The sequence below is a fragment of the Chryseobacterium ureilyticum genome (assembly GCF_900156735.1).
Lineage (GTDB): Bacteria > Bacteroidota > Bacteroidia > Flavobacteriales > Weeksellaceae > Chryseobacterium > Chryseobacterium ureilyticum.
Map to the genome: position 1 here is coordinate 744,977 of NZ_FTOL01000001.1, position 20,811 is coordinate 765,787.

21 protein-coding genes are annotated in these 20,811 nt (G+C 34.3%); 12 read left to right on the forward strand and 9 right to left on the reverse strand.

Annotated features, from left to right (window positions below; all coding sequences use genetic code 11):
- The first annotated feature begins 141 nt into the window (after positions 1-141).
- The 4 genes from pheT to BW983_RS03065 all read left to right on the forward strand — a co-directional run bounded on the left by pheT (position 142) and on the right by BW983_RS03065 (position 4,763).
- Entirely contained in the window at positions 142-2,544 is a 2,403-nt protein-coding gene (gene pheT, locus BW983_RS03055; protein WP_076549843.1) for a phenylalanine--tRNA ligase subunit beta, read from the forward strand.
- A 363-nt stretch (positions 2,545-2,907) separates the two neighbouring features.
- The gene (locus BW983_RS24590) at positions 2,908-3,078 is read left to right on the forward strand and encodes a bacteriocin-like protein (RefSeq protein WP_449391185.1); all 171 of its coding nucleotides are present in this window, start codon (positions 2,908-2,910) and stop codon (positions 3,076-3,078) included.
- A 78-nt stretch (positions 3,079-3,156) separates the two neighbouring features.
- Positions 3,157-4,008, forward strand: a complete 852-nt coding sequence (locus tag BW983_RS03060; protein WP_076549845.1) for a GLPGLI family protein — start codon at positions 3,157-3,159, stop codon at positions 4,006-4,008.
- A gap of 344 nt (positions 4,009-4,352) precedes the next feature.
- A complete protein-coding gene (locus tag BW983_RS03065; RefSeq protein ID WP_065393108.1) occupies positions 4,353-4,763 on the forward strand; it encodes an META domain-containing protein in 411 nt (136 codons plus the stop codon).
- Between the two features lie 48 nt (positions 4,764-4,811).
- Here the strand turns inward: BW983_RS03065 and BW983_RS03070 are convergent, their stop codons facing one another.
- The 7 genes from BW983_RS03070 to BW983_RS03100 all read right to left on the reverse strand — a co-directional run bounded on the left by BW983_RS03070 (position 4,812) and on the right by BW983_RS03100 (position 11,516).
- Positions 4,812-5,051 (reverse strand): hypothetical protein, encoded by a 240-nt coding sequence (locus tag BW983_RS03070; RefSeq protein WP_002977986.1) that lies wholly within the window; start codon positions 5,049-5,051, stop codon positions 4,812-4,814.
- A 38-nt stretch (positions 5,052-5,089) separates the two neighbouring features.
- On the reverse strand, positions 5,090-6,406 hold the full coding sequence (locus tag BW983_RS03075; protein ID WP_076549846.1) for a hypothetical protein: 1,317 nt from the start codon (positions 6,404-6,406) through the stop codon (positions 5,090-5,092).
- A gap of 81 nt (positions 6,407-6,487) precedes the next feature.
- Positions 6,488-7,378, reverse strand: a complete 891-nt coding sequence (locus tag BW983_RS03080) for a 3-hydroxybutyryl-CoA dehydrogenase (RefSeq protein ID WP_185116856.1) — start codon at positions 7,376-7,378, stop codon at positions 6,488-6,490.
- Positions 7,379-7,388: 10 nt separating this feature from the next.
- On the reverse strand, positions 7,389-7,799 hold the full coding sequence (locus BW983_RS03085) for a hypothetical protein (RefSeq protein ID WP_076549849.1): 411 nt from the start codon (positions 7,797-7,799) through the stop codon (positions 7,389-7,391).
- A gap of 240 nt (positions 7,800-8,039) precedes the next feature.
- A complete protein-coding gene (locus BW983_RS03090; RefSeq protein ID WP_076549851.1) occupies positions 8,040-9,770 on the reverse strand; it encodes a cellulase family glycosylhydrolase in 1,731 nt (576 codons plus the stop codon).
- Positions 9,771-9,812: 42 nt separating this feature from the next.
- The gene (locus BW983_RS03095; RefSeq protein ID WP_076549852.1) at positions 9,813-10,553 is read right to left on the reverse strand and encodes a hypothetical protein; all 741 of its coding nucleotides are present in this window, start codon (positions 10,551-10,553) and stop codon (positions 9,813-9,815) included.
- Complete coding sequence (locus BW983_RS03100; RefSeq protein WP_065393114.1) at positions 10,554-11,516, reverse strand: Gfo/Idh/MocA family protein; 963 nt, start codon at positions 11,514-11,516, stop codon at positions 10,554-10,556.
- A gap of 125 nt (positions 11,517-11,641) precedes the next feature.
- On the opposite strand from BW983_RS03100, the gene BW983_RS03105 reads away from it, so the two are divergent.
- From BW983_RS03105 to BW983_RS03120, 4 genes are all read left to right on the forward strand, one after another.
- Complete coding sequence (locus BW983_RS03105; RefSeq protein WP_076549854.1) at positions 11,642-12,292, forward strand: protein-L-isoaspartate(D-aspartate) O-methyltransferase; 651 nt, start codon at positions 11,642-11,644, stop codon at positions 12,290-12,292.
- Between the two features lie 307 nt (positions 12,293-12,599).
- Positions 12,600-12,863 carry a prevent-host-death protein gene (locus tag BW983_RS03110; protein WP_076549855.1) on the forward strand — a complete coding sequence of 88 codons (264 nt, stop codon included), beginning with the start codon at positions 12,600-12,602 and terminating at the stop codon, positions 12,861-12,863.
- A 71-nt stretch (positions 12,864-12,934) separates the two neighbouring features.
- Positions 12,935-13,918, forward strand: a complete 984-nt coding sequence (locus tag BW983_RS03115) for a 2-hydroxyacid dehydrogenase (RefSeq protein WP_076549857.1) — start codon at positions 12,935-12,937, stop codon at positions 13,916-13,918.
- A 52-nt stretch (positions 13,919-13,970) separates the two neighbouring features.
- A complete protein-coding gene (locus BW983_RS03120; RefSeq protein WP_076549858.1) occupies positions 13,971-14,264 on the forward strand; it encodes a hypothetical protein in 294 nt (97 codons plus the stop codon).
- Between the two features lie 287 nt (positions 14,265-14,551).
- Here the strand turns inward: BW983_RS03120 and BW983_RS24300 are convergent, their stop codons facing one another.
- Complete coding sequence (locus tag BW983_RS24300) at positions 14,552-14,827, reverse strand: endonuclease domain-containing protein (protein WP_228408941.1); 276 nt, start codon at positions 14,825-14,827, stop codon at positions 14,552-14,554.
- A 264-nt stretch (positions 14,828-15,091) separates the two neighbouring features.
- On the opposite strand from BW983_RS24300, the gene BW983_RS03130 reads away from it, so the two are divergent.
- The 4 genes from BW983_RS03130 (at position 15,092) to BW983_RS03145 (ending at position 19,960) form a co-directional block, all read left to right on the forward strand.
- A complete protein-coding gene (locus BW983_RS03130; RefSeq protein ID WP_076549860.1) occupies positions 15,092-17,077 on the forward strand; it encodes a urocanate hydratase in 1,986 nt (661 codons plus the stop codon).
- A gap of 17 nt (positions 17,078-17,094) precedes the next feature.
- On the forward strand, positions 17,095-17,637 hold the full coding sequence (locus tag BW983_RS03135) for a Crp/Fnr family transcriptional regulator (protein WP_076549861.1): 543 nt from the start codon (positions 17,095-17,097) through the stop codon (positions 17,635-17,637).
- Between the two features lie 318 nt (positions 17,638-17,955).
- The gene (locus tag BW983_RS03140) at positions 17,956-18,717 is read left to right on the forward strand and encodes an MBL fold metallo-hydrolase (RefSeq protein ID WP_076549863.1); all 762 of its coding nucleotides are present in this window, start codon (positions 17,956-17,958) and stop codon (positions 18,715-18,717) included.
- 319 nt (positions 18,718-19,036) lie between these two features.
- Positions 19,037-19,960, forward strand: coding sequence for a tetratricopeptide repeat protein (locus BW983_RS03145; protein WP_076549864.1), 924 nt, complete (start codon positions 19,037-19,039; stop codon positions 19,958-19,960).
- Positions 19,961-20,216: 256 nt separating this feature from the next.
- Here the strand turns inward: BW983_RS03145 and tpx are convergent, their stop codons facing one another.
- Complete coding sequence (gene tpx / locus BW983_RS03150; RefSeq protein WP_084184287.1) at positions 20,217-20,789, reverse strand: thiol peroxidase; 573 nt, start codon at positions 20,787-20,789, stop codon at positions 20,217-20,219.
- Positions 20,790-20,811: the final 22 nt, after the last annotated feature.

Below are 20,811 nucleotides of genomic sequence, written 5' to 3' on the forward strand. Positions count from 1 at the left end.
GTATTTCTCAAAAAAACACGACATTTGTACCGCGAAAAACCGACTCAATAATAAGACGGGAATTCAAACAAAAATTTCAAAATAGTGCAAGTGAGACCCAAAGTTTCGTTTGACGAATTAAACAAGTAGATAGATAAGCAAATGAAAATATCAAACAACTGGCTGAAGGACTTTGTGACAACGGAATTGAAAACTGAAAGAATCGGTGAATTCCTTACAGATATAGGTCTTGAAGTTGAAGGGATAGATAAATTTGAAAGTGTAAGAGGCAGCCTGGAAGGAATTGTTGTAGGTAAAGTTTTAACCTGCGAGAAACATCCTAATGCCGATAAACTGAAGAAGACAACAGTAGACGTAGGAAACGGAAAAGTGTTGAACATTGTTTGCGGAGCTCCTAACGTAGATGCAGGACAAACTGTTCCTGTAGCGGTTGTTGGAACAAAAATCTATGATAAAACAGGAAACTTTTTTGAAATTAAAGAAGCAAAAATCAGAGGTGAGGTTTCTCAGGGGATGATTTGTGCAGAAGATGAGCTTGGTCTTAGTGAAGATCACGGTGGAATCATGGTGCTGGATGAAACGAAATATGAAGTAGGAAAAAACTTTGCTGACTATTTTGAATTAACAAACGATGAGGTTTTCGAAATTGGTTTAACGCCAAACAGAACCGATGCAATGTCTCACTATGGGGTTGCAAGAGATCTACATGCTTACCTTTCTACAAATCAACTGAAGTCAAAATTCAATAAAGTAGCTTCTGAAGCTCTAAATAATGAAGGTTCTCATGATTTCAAACTTGAAATTGAGGATGCTGAACTATGCCCAAGATATATTGGAGCAGTGATTGAAGATGTAAAGGTAGCAGAATCTCCATCTTGGTTAAAAGACAGATTGAAAGCTATCGGATTAAGTCCAATCAATAACGTAGTAGACATTACAAACTATATTCTTCACGGATACGGACAGCCACTTCACGCATTTGATGCAGATAAAATTGCAGATAAAAAAGTGAAAGTAGGCGTTGTAAAACCGGGAACGAAATTCACCACTTTAGACGGTGTTGAAAGAACATTGAACGGTACTGAAATCATGATTAAAGATGGTCAGGACAATCCAATGTGTATTGCAGGAGTTTTCGGAGGTGCAAATTCAGGAGTTTCTGAAACTACAAAGACTGTATTTTTAGAAAGTGCTTACTTTAACCCAATTGCGGTAAGAAAAGGAGCAAAACTTCACAGCTTAAATACCGATGCATCTTTCAGATTTGAAAGAGGAGTTGACCCAAATATTACAAGAACAGCAATTACTCACGCTATTAAAATGATCCAGGAAATAGCAGAAGGAAAGTTAGTGGGAGAGTTGTTGGAAGAATATCCTAAGAAAATAGAAGATAGCTATGTGATCTTAAGATTCTCTAAGATTGAACAGATTTTAGGAACAAAAATTCACAGAGAAAAAGTAAAGGAGATCTTAAAAGCTTTGGAAATTCAGGTTTTAAATGAAATTCCTAATGGATTTGAAATCTCTGTTCCAGCTTACAGAGCAGATGTAACAAGAGAAATCGACGTTATCGAAGAGATTTTAAGAATCTATGGCTACAATAAAATTGATGCTCCGCAGAAGATTTCTTTCACTCCGGTTAAGCTAAGTGCAAACGACCAGGATGAATTGGAAAACAGCTGGGCAAGAGGGTTACAAAGTCTAGGATTCAATGAGGTAATGAATAACTCATTAACTTCTGTAAAAGACGAAACAGATGCTGTAAAACTATTAAACCCATTAAGCGGTGATCTTGCATTCATGAGAAAGTCTTTACTGGAAGGGCTTCTTCAGAATACTGTATATAATATCAACAGAAAAAATCAGGATATCAAATTTTTTGAATTCGGAAAAATCTACCACAAGAAAGATAAGTACGAAGAGAGAAAACAATTGGCTATCATCGTTTCAGGAAGAGATGTTGCTGAAAACTGGTTGCAACCTAAATCTGCTGTAAGTTTCTATAACTTAAAAGCATATGTTAAAGTGTTGTTGGAAAGATTAGCTATTGATTACAAAGAAGTAGCTTTATCTGATGACAGATTCTCTGATGCATTAGCTTATGAAGCAGAAGGAAAAACATTAGTAAGAATCGGTAAAGTAGCTCCGGCTCTTTTAAAGGATTTTGATATCGATCAGGATTGTTTCTATGCAGAAATCGAGCTTGAGTTTGCTCAGGAATTACGTTCTAAAAATGAATTGAAGTTTAAGGATATTCCTAAATTCAACAAGATCAGAAGAGACTTAGCTTTACTGATTGATAAGAATGTAAACTATCAGGATTTATATCAGACTGCAAAGAAAAATAAATCTCCATTCATTAAGAGTATTAATTTATTCGACGTTTATGAAGGGAAAAATTTACCTGAAGGCAAGAAGTCTTACGCGATGAGCTTCGAACTGTTAAACGAAGAGAAAACACTGGAAGAAAAGGAAATTACAGAAGTAATGGATTCTTTAATCAAATCTTTCCAGAAAGAGTTCAACGCAGAATTAAGATCTTAATATAAAAGATTGAAAAATATATAGAAACGGACTTTTTTAAGTCCGTTTTTTTTTGTGTGTTTAGAAATCTAAAAGTCATTTTAAGTTGGAATACACGCAAAAAAAATATTATAAAAATAGGTAAGTTGTATATAATTTTGATAATGATATAACAAATAATTAAACATCTTTCAGTTTTAAAAATTTCTGTCTGAGGTTAATTATTTAAATAATAAGATAAATTAATTCAATATAATACGAAATATTTTCAAATATAAATTACGGTTTTCCACAATAAACAAGGCACTTAACATAATAAAAAATATCTCTTTGATATGAATTAATTGTATATATTTAAAACGTAATTTTAAAAAATATACAATTATAAAAAAATTAAAAAAGTTAACTCGCGAAGACCTTAAAACTGTAAAAGGAGGTATTAAACAAGTTTGGATTGCAGAATTTTGTGGTCAGACTGCTACTACAACTCAAGATTGGACACCACAGCAAGCAAATCAGTGGCTTGCTAATCTTGAAGCAAATTACTGCAATTAATATTTGTTCATATTAATTATTTGCACTTATGACCTAAAAAAGTTATAAGTGCATTTTTTTGCAATCAAAAATAATTCTATGCATTACTATAAAAAAAATTTTCAATTATTAGCCTTATTTTTTAGTGTCTTATTTTTTTCTCAATTACATAAAAAAGATACTCTGCGTGGTGAATTTACCTATTTATTAAAAGCTAAATTGAATACATTAACTCCTGATTATAGACATGAAGAATTTTTTTCATTACAGATAGGTGATAAACGTGCATTTTTTGCAAGTACTCAATCACTGAAAAGAGATTCAGTATATCAAGCACTTCCAATAAAAACTTTAGAAAATGGAGCAAAGCTATTAAGTTCAAAAGGAGTATCTGTTCCAAAAACAAAATTTTCCTTTACTATAATACAATCAAATGAAGATATACAATATTTTAACTTAGTTGGAATGTCAATACTCACCTATAAAGAACCAATAATAAAAAATTGGAAACTTATAGATGAAACAAAAATAATCAATACAATCAATTGTAAGAAAGCAGAAGTTACTTTTAAAGGTCGGAACTGGATAGCATGGTATTCTCCTGAAATTCCGTTGCCTTATGGTCCATACAAATTTAGCGGATTGCCTGGATTAATCGTTAAAATAACGGATGACAAAGGAGATTATGATTTTGAACTAGTAAAATCTATACCTGCATCTAAATTAAAAGATAAATTAATTACCATTAAGAAAAGCAGATATGTAGACGCTATAGAAACTACTAGACCGAAATTTGAAAAAGCATTAAAAGATGCTAATGCGAATTTAATTGGTGTACTTCAAAGTTCTGACACTACTATTATACAAGGTCAAGAAATAATTAGACAACGCCAAAAAGAAAGAGAGGAAAATAAAAAATACGAAAACCCGTTAGAATTAGGAAAAGATTAGCTAATGGCTAATCTTTTTCGTTTGTATTCAAACAGTTAGCTTATTCGTTAGCTGAATATATAATATAAATATATCATTATCATAATTTTATCAGCGATAAAATCTTTGTGCCTTTTGATATATCATTAAAAATATCTTGCGTCTTCGCGTTTACCAACCTATTAAAGTTAACTTTCAAAGTTGAGATTGTTACGTTTTATTTGTAAGGACAGGGTTGTGATATTTGTGCAAGTATTAGTGTTATTTGTGTTTAAAAAAACAACTGTTAAAGAATAATAAAATTCACCGCAACCCGTTTAAATAATATAAAATCCGTAAATTTGGATTAATTCAAAAAGAAAAAAATGAAAAATCTTTTTTTAAGTATATGTACAGCAGCGGTATTGGCTTCGTGTGGATCCATGACCAGCCCATCTGCCTCAAAAGTAGGAAAGGCTCAGCCGGCTCTTGCCAATACTAAATGGACATTGGCTGACAATGTGAAAGGAAAAGTTCCGACATTGAATATTGAAGGAGAGAAAATAACGGGAAATGCCGGATGTAACAATTATTTTGGAACAGCTCAGATAGACCCTTCTACAGGTGGTTTCACAGCTGGACAAATGGGATCTACAAAAATGATGTGTAATAACATTGGTGTAGAGCAGAACTTTATGGATATGATGGGAAAAGCAAATAAATATGTGATTTCCGGAACCACTTTAGAGCTTTATAAAGACAATCTTTTACTATTGAAATTCAATAAATCAGAATAAAAAACAAAGGAACTCAATTTGAGTTCCTTTTTTATGTTTAGAGTGTTATTAATCTTCCTCTTCTTCGTCGTACTTAGCCAACTCTTCATCGCACCATTTGAATGCTGCTTCTACCACCTTTGTAGCTTCGTCTGCCATAGTTTCCTCGTCATCTCCTTCTAAATCGTCTAACCACTCAACTTCCTCTTCTTCAACGTTTAAGATGAATCTTGGGTATTCAGTGTGTACTACGAATAGATCCTCTGGAAACTCCGAATTATCTGCTAATAAAAACTTTGGTAATTTCATTTTTTTAATGTTTTAACTTTAAATCAAAGATAATAAAATTATTGATATTTGTTCTTGTCGATCTTAACTTTTTGTAAAACTTTATAGCTTGTCAGTGTTGTTTTATGTAAAGTATCCTGTGGCTTGAATGTGAGGCTTATCTGAGGATTTACCGTACTTATCAACTCAGCCATCTGTATTTTATCAAGGTCTTCTTCCTCTACAATATAAAATTTCAAAGGAACTTTATCCAAGCCTTCTTCTTTTAAATATTTTGTAATCATTTTTCTGTTTTCCAAATAATTACCTTTTGATAACCAGGTGAAAAGCATACCAGACATTAAGCTTAAAATACCGATTACATAAGCTTTGATATTGAACAGTTCAAATAGCTTCTTAAAATAAACCAACCATATCGGAAAGCTAAAAGGAGCCAATAACCTATAATCCATCGGCGTTATAGAGTAGAAATATTGTATGAAATAAGAGCATACAATCCCGGAAACACCTATGAAAATGTTAAAAAAGTCAGTATCTGAAAGTTTCTGTTTTATAAAAAGGAAAGTCATGAAAAGAATATTCATAAGCCCAATTCCGTAGATTCCATAATTGATAATCCCTCCCGCAGGATTCGCCATATGGATAAAAGGATTAAAAGTAGTGCACAACCCTTGAAACAGTTCTACCAATAGCTCAGGAGTGGTATGAAGACCCATCTCCAGGAAATGCTGTACGTATTCTTTATTAAAATAATCAATGAATAAAAATTTATACAAAACAATGAAAATCATCCCAATAGCTGCCGAAATGATAAAAGAAAGTCCATATTTTCTTTTCCAAAAAATAAGCCCATATAAACCAGTTGCTCCAATGATGAAAAGAGCGCTGTACCTGATATTATAAAGTAAAACCAAAGATAGAGAAAGATAAAAAACAGCTTTCCAGCCTGATAGCTTTCCGTTAATAACAAGCGATGCAGTATACAGGAAAAGAAAAACAAAAGGTAATATCAAAGCTTCACTCATGGTAAAGGCAAAAACAGATAAGAAGCTGAATAAACTGCATAAAACAATCGATTCTCTGAAATAGAATTTCTTTTTCCAGGCAAATAATACAATAAAGAGACAAGCAATAATACCAATAACTTTGCTGCTCCAGAACTCATCAAAACCAAAATAGGTAAAGAATTTTATAGCGGCAGGATAGCCTAGCGGAGTTGTTGTATTGTCAATGGCAGGTAATCCGTGAGCAAATCTCATATATCGAATAGAATCCGGATTTACCCTTCCTTTTTCATTAAGTAAAAAACGAAAAATGGTCATCACTAAAGTAATGATGACCAATAATATTTGAATGTTTTTCTCTTTAATTCTCATCAAAGCTATAGTTATTAAGTGTCAATAAAGGTTGAGAACCCAAATTTATAACTTATAACCCACAACTCATAATCTGACGAATTATTTCAAAAACATTTTTGATACTTTTTCAGCTTTTTTGCTTTCAGAATAGTCGTAGAAACCTTCTCCTGATTTTACTCCCAGTTTTCCTGCAGTTACCATATTTACCAATAGTGGGTTTGGAGCATATTTAGGATTTTTGAAACCGTCGTACATTACATTAAGAATAGCAAGACATACATCAAGACCGATGAAGTCAGCCAATTGAAGTGGTCCCATCGGATGAGCCATTCCTAATTTCATTACCGTATCAATTTCCTCTACACCAGCAACTCCATTGTAAAGAGTTTCGATAGATTCGTTGATCATTGGCATTAAGATTCTGTTTGCAACGAAACCAGGGTAATCGTTCACTTCCACAGGAACTTTACCTAAAGTCTTACTCATTTCGTAGATAGAATCAAAAGTTTCCTTAGAAGTAGAATATCCTTTGATGATTTCTACAAGCTTCATGATGGGAACCGGGTTCATAAAGTGCATTCCGATTACTTTATCAGCTCTTTTTGTAGCCGCAGCAATTTTAGTGATAGAAATAGAAGAAGTATTGGTTGCAAGAATACATCCGGCAGGTGCCAATTCGTCCATCTGACCAAAGATCTTTAATTTAAGATCAAGATTCTCAGTCGCAGCTTCTACGATTAGATCAGCAGCTCCTGCAGCATCATTAAGAGCTGTGAAAGTCGTGATATTTCCTAATGTTTCCGCTTTTTGTTCCTCTGTAAGATTTCCTTTTGCAATGATTCTGTCAAGGTTCGTAGTAATGGTTTTCAATCCTCTGTCCAAAGCTTCCTGAGACACATCTACAAGATTTACTTTGAAACCGCTTTGTGCGAAAGTGTGCGCAATACCATTTCCCATGGTTCCAGCTCCGATAACTACAATGTTTTTGATCATTTTTCCTTTATTTTTTATAGATAGTTAAATTTTTTGCGTTGACAAGATCCTGTTGATGAGCAATATCCGCAGAATCAAAATGTACCATACCGTTGCTTTCCTGTTTCCTGCCATTGTTTTGGTTGGAAACAGCAGCATTCAGTCCTCGTATCAAACGACTTCTTTGATTGATCGAAAGAAAATCCGTACCTACATATACATTGAATTCACCTTCTTTTCCCAGCCCTTTTTGCATTAAAATTTCCAGACTTCTGATCTGATTTTTCCTTTTAAACTCTTTCAGATAACTGATGACAGGTTTCTCAGAGGCAGGACCACAACATACACTTGCATAGCTGATCTTTAAATAGTTTTGATTCTTCTGTGAAAAGAAGAGCGTGAAGCAAAATAAAGCCCCAGCTGATAGTACTTTTTTCATATTGACAAATACAAAGAACCGATACAATTCTCCGCGCTAAAATTAAGCTTAATATTTTATTTATTAAAATTATCCCACACCGTCTTCGAAATATCTGAGATTATTTTACAAATTATGGTTTTAGATATTTTGTAATCATTTATAAATTAAGTGTTTGTGTTGTGTTTATTGTTAGGAAAAGTGATGATTGCTATATCATTTTTTGTAATCGTAAGAATATTGTTAAGTTTATTCTCAAAACTACTTTATCTCAAAATAATTAAGGTTCACCCCATCATTTTCAAAAACAATTCTGATTTTATTTTCTCCTTTCTCAAGATTAATATTTTTAGCAGAAACAGTTTTCCAATTTTCATTTCCTCCTGTAGAAGATAGAGAAACTGTTGCTAAGTTTTTCCCTGAAGCTGTTTCAATTCTTATTTTTGAATCTTTAGATGATGAATATCTGATATCAAAACTATAATTCTTAGCTGCTTTTGTGGTAAAAGTATACTGAAGCCATTCGCCAGATTCCGTTTTTCCTACATAATATCGATTAGTTACCTGATCATTACATTTATAAATATCAACACCATCATTTCTCATGTGTTGTCCGGAATTCCACTCTGACCTTTTTGCAGGATCACTTACCCAAAGATTGATAAAATCTTTATCCTGATATGCAGAACCTATTCTTCCAAGATCATACTCTGTAGCAAATATTTTCCCGGGGATCTGATGATTTTTAAACGGTTTTGTAGAACTATCCGTCACCTGTCTGAACATGGCATCAATAACATCATTTTTAATTTCCACATTATTAAATTTATAATGATCAGCAATTTGCATCAAAGCTTTAGTGGCATATTCTTTCGAAGGTTTTTCACCTCCATTTTTCCAATATTCCAGAAGTTTTTCATATTCCGGTGTCGTTTTTACATTGGTGATTCCCGCTATATTATCGATCTTTTTCATCGGCCAGAATGCGTAGCCAATATTATGTTGATCCAAAAGCTGTATCAGCTCTGTAAACCAGACATTGGAGTTTTCCCCGGTTTCACCAAGCCAGATGGGCATATTATATTTTTCCCTAAGGTCCAGTGCTGCCTTTATCGTTGGTTCATCATTATAGTTCCAGTATTTATGGAAACTAAACGCCATATTCTTATCCCAGATAGGAATTAATCCATTATAATTATTTCCCCATCCGTTTCCTTCAATGAAAACAATATGTTTTTGATCTACCTCACGGATTGCTGCTGTGATATCCTTCTGTAACTTCCAAAGAGGAGCATTAGACATTTCATCTGTTCCGTTTGGATTCTTTCCTGTAAAATTGATATTCGGTTCATTGATGAGGTCATAACCACCGATCCATGGGCAGTCTTTATACCGTTCTGCTAGTTTTTTCCAGAGAGCAATCGTTTTTTTCTGATTTTCTTCGTTCTCCCAAAGAGAAGGCTTAGACTTATCATTATCAGAAATATTAACATCATTTCCCTGACCTCCAGGTGCCGCGTGCAGATCAAGAATCAGATATATTTTATTATCAGCACACCATTGAAGAAGGTCATCCGTCATTTTAAAACCCTCTTCCAGCCATGTGTTTTTGCCCTTTGTTGGTTCTTTTTCAATGGGAAGTGTATACAGATTATAATGCATCGGAAGCCTTATAGAATTGAAGCCTGCTTTTGCCAGAAAGTCAATGTCCTGTTTAGTAATACCATTTTTCAGATAAGCTTTATAGAAGTTATTCATTCCGTCTTCTCCAATCAGTTCAGCAATCTTTTCCTTGATTTTGTATTGTGGTCCAGCAAAATCGGCAGTTTTTAGCATATATCCTTCCTGAAGCATCCATCCTCCTAAGCCAAGACCTCTTAACTGAACATTTTCACCTCTATCATTAACGATTTTCTTTCCAGAAGTCTTTAATAATTGTGATGTCCCAAATTGAGACAATAATAAAGCGGATAATAGAATGACTCTTTTCATAATTATTTTGATTTTAAATAGTAAAGGGGAATTTTTTAGAGTTTAATTATAATGGATAGTAACGTCATAATAAGAGTCTACATTCAGACCGCTTATTTTGCCGGGAATCCATTGAGTATGTAAAACAAATTCTTTCAATTGTTTATTGAATTGTTTTTCAAATATATTGTTTTTTTTGTTTTGAAACTCGCTTTCTATTGATAAATCTTTAATTTTTCCGTCTTTAGTAAGAATAAAATTCGCTGAAGTGAAAGAATAATACTTTTCGTTTTTCCTGATATATTCTTCAGGAGTAGGATATTTTGATAAATAATCGTCCTGGATCTTATCAAACTGATTATTTATTGTTGAATTGGGATATCTGGAAAATTCATCACAGTATTCATAAGAAAATACTTCTTCATGATGACTTTTAATGAAAGTCTGTTTTGCGATGTATCGTAAAGAATCAATAAATTTTTTCCCAAACTTCTCTTCAATAAGCTTGTTCATCTCAATTTCCTCACAATTTTCATATTGATCATTTGGAAATCTGACACATACTATAGGAATTGTCTTGGTTTTTATATGCTGTTTTTCAAGTAATTTTATGAACTCATCTTCGCCGAAATGATTAATGTAGTCCATTCCTGAAAAAATAGTCCAGGTATAGTTTTTATAATTAAACTGATTCTGGGCTTGTTTTTTATTAAACTCACAATGTATCTCGTAACCATTTTTCTTCTGATTACAAGATAGCATTGTGAGGACTGCGAATGATAGTATTGCAGTCTTTATTTTCATTTAGCTGATAAGCTTCATAATTTCTAATGCAACTTTCAAAGCTTCAGTTCCGTCCTCAAGAGAAACCTCTACATTTTTATCACCTGTAATGGCATCCGCGAATGAATTCAATTCATCAAGAATAGCATTATTAGGCTGAATATTTGGATATTCAAAAAGAATTTGATTCTTCTCTCCCTCAGCATTTTCAATGATCATATCAAATGGAGTCGGATTTTCAGGGGCATCCTTCATTTTGATTACTTCTGCTTTCTTTTCAAGGAAATCTACAGAGATATAGGCATCTTTCTGGAAGAATCTGCTTTTTCTCATTGCCTTCATAGATATTCTGGAAGTCGTAAGATTAGCAACACATCCGTTCTCAAATTCAATTCTTGCATTAGCAATATCCGGTGTTTTACTTACTACACAAACTCCGCTTGCATGAATGTTTTTCACTTTAGATTTAGCAATACTCAATAAAATATCAAGATCGTGAATCATAAGATCCAATACCACAGAAACATCCGTTCCACGAGGATTAAACTCTGCCAGCCTGTGAATCTCAATGAACATAGGATTGTTGATGTATTCCTTTGTCGCAATAAATGCAGGATTATATCTTTCAACGTGTCCCACCTGTGCCTTAATACCATTTTCCTGGCACAGACGAAGAATTTCCTCTGCTTGTTCCAGCGTTTGGGTAACCGGTTTTTCAATAAAGAAATGCAGTCCTTTTTCAATCGCTTTTAAAGCATAATCATAATGATAAACGGTAGGAGTAACAATATCAAGCATATCGATCTGCTCCAATAATTCATCAAAATTTTCAAAATATTTATAACCGAATTCGGCTTCTAATTTCTTTCCGTTTTCAACATCTTTATCATGGAAACCTACAAACTCATATCTATCTGACTGATTAAGAAGTTTTAAGTGTATCTTTCCCAAGTGTCCGGCACCTACCAAACCTGCTTTTAACATAGCTGTATTAAATTTTTGTAAAGATAAGAAAGAAGTTAGATTCCTGAAGGCAGAAATTGGCTTTTTGTGGATAATTCTTTTCTGTAATCCCTGAAATCTCAAATCTAATTTCTTACTTTTGTCACATGCAGGATTCGTTTGTACATAAAGGAAAGAGAAAGAATTTAGTAGAATATCTCCGATACAGAATCGGGATTTCGGATGAAAATGTACTTTCGGCAATGAATGAAATTCCGAGACACCTTTTCATTGAAAGTATTTTTGAGGATTTTGCCTATGAAGACAGGGCTTTTCCTATTCTGGCGCATCAAACAATTTCCCATCCGTCAACGGTGGCAGAGCAGTCCGAACTGTTGCAGGTGAAAGCCGGGGAAAGAGTATTAGAAATCGGGACCGGATGCGGATATCAGACTGCCGTTTTACTGGCAATGAAAGCACATGTATTTACAGTAGAAAGACAGAAGGACCTTTTTGATTTTTCCAAAAATAAATTGAGAGAACTTGGGTTATATCCAAAATTTCAAAGCTTTGGTGATGGGTTTGCGGGGCTTCCGACTTTTGCTCCTTTCGATAAAATCATTGTAACCTGTGGTGCCGGAACCTTACCTACAGAACTTTTAAAACAATTAAGAGTAGGCGGAAAAATGGTGATTCCATTAGGTCCTACAGATGAGCAGGTTCTTTACAGATTTACAAAAGTAGGTCCTACAGAATTTGAAAAAGAAGAGTTCGGAGCTTATAAATTTGTTCCGATGCTGGGGAATACAAATCAATAGAAAACAGGACTCTGGATTGTAAAAATAATACCCAGATAAAGAGGGGAAACTTTAGATTTGTTCTCTTTTTATAACCGCCAAAGTATAATTTATAATTGTTAAAATCTATGTATCTATGTGGTTCATTTTTTCATAAACACATAGCTCTATAGATTTTATCCCTAAAAATAATTCTTGAATAATTTTATTTGTGTATTCGTAGCAAAAAATATGTTCACATAATTTAATGTTTTTTAATAAATTTTAGTTCTGCTTCGGAATAGAAATTGGACTCTTTTAAAGACAAACCACTTAAAATCTTATGATTATGGACACAAACAGATTCAAAGCGTCACATGATTTTAGTAATGTTCAGAAAAACCTGCACAATAATCCGGGATACAGCGTAGAAAGCTATTCTCAAGAGGTGAAAGATTACATGAATGATATGAAAAGCAAGAATCAGGAAGCTACCAAACAGGGATTTATGACACAGGCGCAGAAGTCTGCAAAGGATGTTTGGGAAGAAATTCAGGATATGGCTTCTGAGGCTTGGGAGAACAATGAGAAACATTCGGATGAAAAGAAATAGTTTTTAATATTAAAGTTAAAGAACCTTACTTCTGGCAAGTGAGGTTTTTGTTTTTAAACTCAATATATAATATGAAGGTTTTTATCAATAAAAGAATTCCTGAAATAGGAGTTGAAATACTAAAGCAAGCAGGATTACAGATTACACTTCCTGAAAATGAGAATTTATCTTATGAAGAATGGTTGAAGTATTGCCAAAATGCAGATGTAATTTTAAATATTGGTGGGGATTTTAAATATGACAAAGCATTCTTTGATGCGTGCCCAAATATTAAAGCAATTGCATTGTATTCCGTGGGTTTTGATCATGTGGATATTCGAGAAGCCAATCAAAGGAGTATTCCTATAGGAAATACACCGGACGTACTGAGTAGAGCTACTTCCGATGTTGCTTTTTTATTAATGCAATCAGTGGCAAGACGAGCAAGTTATAACTTTCAAAAGGTAAAAGAGGGAAATTGGGGAGCATTTGACCCATTGCATGCTTTAGGACAGGAATTGTATGGTAAGACACTTGGCATTTTCGGTTTGGGAAGAATCGGGTATCAAATGGCTGAAAAATGTAGAAAAGCTTTTGATATGGAGATTATTTACCATAACCGTAGCCATAATGAAGAAGCAGAAATAGCGCTTGGTGCGAAGTATGTTTCTTTTGATGAGCTTATCAGAAATTCAGATGTATTAAGTATTCATGCTAATTTCACTCCCGAACATAAAAATCTTTTCAATTATTCTGTATTTGAAAAAATGAATCCTAATGCAATCTTTATTAATACAGCGAGAGGAGGCTTTCAAAACGAACAGGATTTATATAAAGCCCTGACAGAAGGTAAGATTTGGGGTGCAGGTCTGGATGTTACCAATCCGGAACCTATGTCAGCAGATAATCCTCTTTTGGAGTTGTCCAATGTCTGTGTATTACCTCATATTGGCTCAGCTACCATTGAAGCAAGAAACGGTATGGCAAGGCTTGCTGCAGAAAATATTGTAGCCTTTTTTAATGGGGACAAAATGCCATATTGTGCCAATCCTGAAGTTTATGCTGATCATTCATAATAAGTTGGAATTATTTTTGTTCTCAATATATAAACCTTAAAACCCAAATATCATGGCACCGGAAAATAATATTAATGAACAGAACAAAAGATTGGAACGCATGGATTATGATTCCAACGAAGATATATTTAAAAGAGAAAAGCATATTTCGCTTGATGGAGATGGAAATCCTATCTTTGACGAAGATATTGATGAAGATAAACTGGACAAAGGATTAGATATTCCCGGTGCAGACGAAGATGATGATATGGAGGAAATAGGAGAGGAGGATGAAGAAAATAACTATTGGAGTTTAAGTGATAATGCGGACGATCATGAAGAAGAGAATGATGATGTTTTAACCTAAAATTTGAATGTCCTATAGAATAATAGAAAACCTTGCTGATTTTCAGTGAGGTTTTTTTATTTTCTAGATGATCACCTTATTTTGTAAGAAGAAATTCCCCTCCTCTGGAGGGGTGGATTCAAAAATTATTCAATTTTTGAAGACGGGGTGGTTCCATAATGTGTAATAATAAAATCCTCCAGCTCCTTCATTACCACTCCCAGATTATTTCTAATATCAAAATCCGTAATCCTAAAAACCAATAATCCTAATGATTCTAAATATTCCTGTCTGATACCATCATAAACTTATTTCTCATTATGACTGGAACCATCAATTTCAATAATTAATCCCAATGTTTTTACATAGAAATCAACAATATAATTACCAATAATCCTTTGTCTGTCAAAATCAATTTTATGAAACGTTTTTGCTCGAACCTTTTTCCAGAAGATGACTTCACCCAGTGTCCGGACTTTACGTTTTTCTCTTAATAATGATTTTAATTGAGAATTATAAGGTAGATTTTCTACAAAGTTTCTGTAGATAGGAATCTTATTGATGTTTGTAATTATTTCTTTCATTTGTGTGTTTTGACCACCCCGTCTTTCAAAATTTCCTAAATTTTGAAATCCACCTCTCCAAAGGAGGGGAATGTAAGTGCGTTTATTCAAATATAGTATTAAAAAAATACTGCCGATTATATTTTCATAGGATTGATAATCAGTTTTATTCTCTTTTCCTACTTTGTATTTTTGCTTTTCCCCTCTTTTGTTGTCTATTTTTCATATTTTGAATATCTTTAAGACTTCAAACATTGTTTAAAACATAGAACTTTAAATAGCAATATGACATTTCAAGAACAGATACAGCAGGGGATTCCTAATCAGCTGCCACAACCAAAACCATACGAAACGAATATCAATCATGCTCCGAAGCGTAAAGAAATTTTAGGTGAAGAAGAGAAAAAACTGGCATTAAAGAATGCTTTACGTTATTTCGATCCGAAGTTTCATGCAGAGTTAATCCCTGAATTTAAACAGGAATTAGAGGATTACGGAAGAATTTATATGTATCGTTTCCGTCCGGATTATGAGATGAAAGCGAGATCTATTGAAGATTATCCGGGAAAATCTGAGCAGGCAAAAGCTATTATGTTGATGATTCAGAACAATCTGGATTATGCAGTAGCTCAACATCCTCATGAATTGATTACTTATGGTGGAAACGGAGCGGTTTTCTCTAACTGGGCGCAGTATCTGTTGACAATGAAATATCTGTCTGAAATGACCAATGAACAAACTTTGGTAATGTATTCCGGACACCCGATGGGATTATTCCCTTCTCACAAAGATGCACCAAGAGTTGTAGTAACAAACGGAATGATGATTCCAAACTATTCCAAACCGGATGATTGGGAGAAATTCAATGCACTTGGAGTGACTCAATACGGGCAGATGACGGCAGGAAGTTATATGTATATTGGTCCTCAGGGAATTGTTCACGGAACTACCATAACAGCTTTAAACGCCTTCAGAAAGATCAATAAAGAGCCAAAAGGAGGACTTTTCGTTACTTCAGGTTTAGGAGGAATGAGTGGAGCTCAACCCAAAGCGGGAAATATTGCCGGCTGTGTTACGGTATGTGCGGAAGTAAATCCAAAGATTACAAAAATCCGTCATGATCAGAAGTGGGTAAATGAAATCTATGAAGATCTTGACGCATTAGTAAAGAGAGTAAGAGAAGCGCAGGAGAATAAAGAGACTGTTTCTTTAGCTTATCTTGGAAATATTGTTGACGTTTGGGAAAAATTTGATCAGGAAGATTTAAGGATCGATATCGGTTCAGATCAGACTTCTCTACACAATCCTTGGGCTGGTGGATACTATCCGGTAGGACAAAGTTTCGAAGAATCCAATAAAATGATGGCTGAAGACCCTGAATTATTCAAAGAAAAAGTTCAGGAAACATTGAGAAGACACGCTGCAGCGATCAATAAACATACAGAAAAAGGAACGTACTTCTTCGATTACGGAAATGCTTTCTTATTGGAAGCTTCCAGAGCCGGAGCAGATGTAATGGCAGATAATCCTACATTGGGAAGAGAGTTCAAATATCCTAGTTATGTTCAGGATATCATGGGACCTATGTGTTTTGATTACGGGTTCGGTCCGTTCCGTTGGGTATGTGCAAGCGGAAAAGCTGAGGATTTAAAGAAAACCGATGAAATCGCATGCGCTGTATTAGAGGAAATGATCAAAAACTCTCCTGAAGAGATCCAACAGCAGATGAAGGATAATATTCAGTGGATTAAAGGGGCACAGGAAAATAAATTAGTTGTAGGTTCACAGGCAAGAATCCTTTATGCTGATGCAGAAGGAAGAATGAAGATTGCTGAAGCATTCAATAAAGCTATTAAAAACGGTGAAATTGGTCCTGTGGTATTAGGAAGAGATCACCATGATGTTTCAGGTACAGATTCTCCTTACAGAGAGACTTCCAATATCTATGATGGCTCAAGATTCACGGCAGATATGGCTATTCACAACGTTATCGGAGACAGTTTCCGTGGGGCTACCTGGGTTTCTATTCACAATGGTGGTGGAGTAGGCTGGGGAGAAGTAATCAACGGAGGTTTCGGAATGCTACTAGATGGAAGCGAAGATGCTGACAGAAGATTAAAATCTATGCTTTTCTGGGATGTAAACAATGGAATCTCAAGAAGAAGCTGGGCAAGAAATGAAGGGGCTATTTTCGCTATTAAAAGAGCAATGGAAGTAGAACCAAATTTAAAGGTAACCCTTCCTAATCTGGTAGACGAGAATTTATTATAAACTTTAAAAAATCAGCATTGGCAAGTATCAACAAAAAACTGTTTTCACACCTCAATGTAGAGGATAGTGATCCTGTTTGGGGAAAATTTGCTGAGGTTGAGTTTTCAAAGAAAAACATATTCATGGACCATAAAGCCTATCTTCTTGAAGATGGGCTTGTCCGTAAATATTACATCAATAGCACATCAGACATCGATACTGAAGTTTGTGCAGAGTTTTACTTTCCCGGTGATATTTTTACTGTTGGCAAGAACGATTCGGAAGGCATTTACGAAGCTATAAGCAGTGGTTTAGCCTGGGAAATTACCTTAGATGAGGTAAAAGAAATGTTCATGATCAATCCCGAATGCCGTTTTGTACAAAACTACTACCTAAGCAAAAAACTGAATGCCGCTATGAAGCGTGAAATGCTTTTGCTAAAAAACACACCACAGGATCTTTATGAATATCTTTTAGCCAATAAACCTCATTATATTCAGAATATACCTTTGAAATATCTTGCATCTTATATTGGTATTACTCCTATCTCTTTAAGCAGGATCAGAAAGAGGATTAGTTAAAGACTGGAAGCTACTAAGGTTATAGTAGATTATATTTCGTTTTTAATAGGAATGACTATCCTGTTTTATAAACGCAAAGTTTCAATTTTAACTACATATTATTTTAAGTGAGCAAAAAGTGAATCGATTTTTAATTGATTTGATGAAACGTGCCATTACCATTAGCTTAGTCAATGGCTTTGTCATAACCTTTGCTTTCAGAAATTATACGACAATCATAAACCTCTATCTTCGCTCTTCTATCTTCCAACCTCAATTAATTAACTTTTGTTTATTGTCTTGCCTTCCGTAAGTCTTTTTCTTTGTGAAAAAAGAATTATGGAAATACAAAAACTAAACTGGGCAGGTCTAAAACTAACCTCTAACAACAAAACCATCTTAATAGATGCAGTAGAAGATTTCTCCTATTACAAACCCGTTCTGGGAGATGCCGTAGAACAGGTTATCAAATTTTCAGATGATATACAAGCAGATTATATCCTGTTTACTCATCTACATTTAGACCATTTCGATAAAGGAGTGATAAAAAAATGTCTGAAAAAAGAAGGTAAACTTATTGTATATTCAGAACTTGAGCCTTTTGTAAGAAAATATGTAGAAGATATTGAAATCATTGTTTTGAATTTAGATGAAACCTTTACGGAAAGCGGAATTACCTTCCAGCCTGTATTTGCAATGGATGGAGTAGGTGAAATACAATCCTCATGGATTGTGGAGGACAAAACTACCAAAGTTTTCCATGGTGGAGACACTATCTGGCACAATCAATTCTGGAAGCTTGGCAAGGAGAATGAAAATATAGACTATGCATTTTTACCCGTAAACGGAGTCGTAGTGAATTTTGAGATCATAGGTTTGGAATATAGTCCGATTCCTGCTTCTCTTGATTTGAAGGAAGCCTTTGTAGCTGCTCATTTGCTTCATGCCAAAAAGCTGGTTCCTATACATTACGGATTGTTTGCTCATGAGAAATGCTATATCCCGCAATTGTTTGATGAGAATGATCTAAAGCAAATTTCAGAGGAAGTGGAGCAAAACTATACAATACTGAAAGATGGTGCAATCTTGGCGGAATCTTAAATATCTGAGTTTTGAATAATAACATTTAAAATATTCAATTTAGCCCGATCCTATTGATGACTGATTATGTTGAATACTTTTTCATTATGCTGGATTATTGGACAATCACAAAGGCGCAAAGATTTTTGATTTTTATGGTTCTTTAAGGCACAAGAAAATCTGAGATTTTCAGCAAGTATTACGCTGATTTTTTTAAGCCACGGATACACTAATAAATCATTTGTGCATTAGTGGCAAATCTAAAAACAGTATTTTTTTACCTGTTATTCTAAAGTTTATTATTTTTGAAGCTTATAACAACTACCAAAGCACAATATGTATGATGAATAAACTTGTTTTTATTTTTACTTTACTGTCAATTCTACAGGTTCGTTTTATCTGTGGTGTTAAAGACGGTCCACCCCCCAGTAGTAAAGATTTAGCTTATGAGGATATTACAAGTGAAGTTCCATATGAGCGTCAATTTTTAGACAAGGAGAAACTGGAAATATATCAGCATACGCAGAGGTATGAGTATCATCGAACAAAAGATTTGGACTTTCTGTCTAATAGAGGATATATCCTGATCGTTTTAGGAAAATACAGCGAAGCGATAAAGCAGCTTAAAGAAATTGAATCTATACAATCTGGCAGATACTCTACCTATTCCAATATGGGAACAGCCTTTGAAATGGCAGGCAATAATACGGAAGCAATTCAATGGATTGAAAAAGCTTTAAAAGCAGACCCTAAGGGACGTTTATCTTCAGAATGGATTCATATAAATATTCTGAAAACTCATATAAAGGGAGACCGTTATATCTCCTCGATGAATCTTATTGGACAAGATTTTGGAAATGAAGAATCCCCAAAGTCCAGCCTTACGCCGAATGAGCTTAAGACTCTCAAAATGCAACTTTATGACCAAGTGAAAGAAAGAATGGCTTTAGTAAAGCCCAAAGACAAAATCATAGCACAGCTTTTGTTTGATTTGGGAAATGTTACTTTTTTAGAGGGGAAGAAAAAAGATGCGATGGAGGAATATCAGATGGCAAAAAAGTATGGCTTTGATGATCCTATTTTAAACAAAAGACTGTATCTATATCCTTCAGATCTGTTAAAGGTAGATGAAAAAGAAGCGATTCACGCAGCAGATACCAAAGAATTTCGGGAGATAGTAATTGGTGTTTCTTTAGCTGCACTTTTGTTATCCGGGCTGATCATCTTTATTTTCCGGAAGAAAGTTATTTTAATGCTTAAGTAAAACAATTCGTGCATTCACTGATGTCTGTAGATTGTTTGGTTGGAAAAAATCGCAAGGACGCAAAGTTTTTTAAGTTTTATGATGCTTGAAGGTGCAAGAAAATCCAAAATTTCCAGCAAGTATTACGCTGAGGTTTTTAAGCCACTAATACACGAATGTTTATACATTATCTATCTATAAATATATAATTGCCACCCATGCACTGTTAATTATTCGTGCATTGGTGGCGATTATTTTATTATTTGATATTAGAAGCTTAGCTTTTCACAGCCTGAATAGCTGCAGCATAGTTTGGTTCCTGAGAAATATCCGGTACTTGCTCTTCATAGATAATATTTCCGGAAGGATCAATCACTACAACAGCTCTGCTCAATAGACCTTTCATGGATGATTCTACCATCTCCACACCGTAATTCCAGCCGAAATCTGAACGGAAATCTGAAAGCATCACTACATTATCTATACCCTCAGCACCACAAAATCTTTTTTGAGCAAAAGGTAAATCTTTGGAAACACAAAGAACAACCGTGTTGGGAAGATTTGCAGCCTCTTCATTGAAATGATGTACAGAAGCTGAACAAACTCCTGTGTCTACGCTCGGGAAAATGTTTAGAATAACATATCTACCTTTGTAGGCGTCCAGCGTTTGGTCATTCATATTAACGTCTGTAAGGGTAAATTTAGGCGCCGGTTTATTGATTGCCGGTAATTTGGAATAAGTACGTACTGGTTCCCCTTTAAGCAGGACAGTATTGGTGGCTTTATTACTTTGAGCAAAACTAAATGCTGATAAGCAGAATAGTGTACTGAAAATTACTTTTGAAAACATTGAAAATTTATTTTTAACAAAA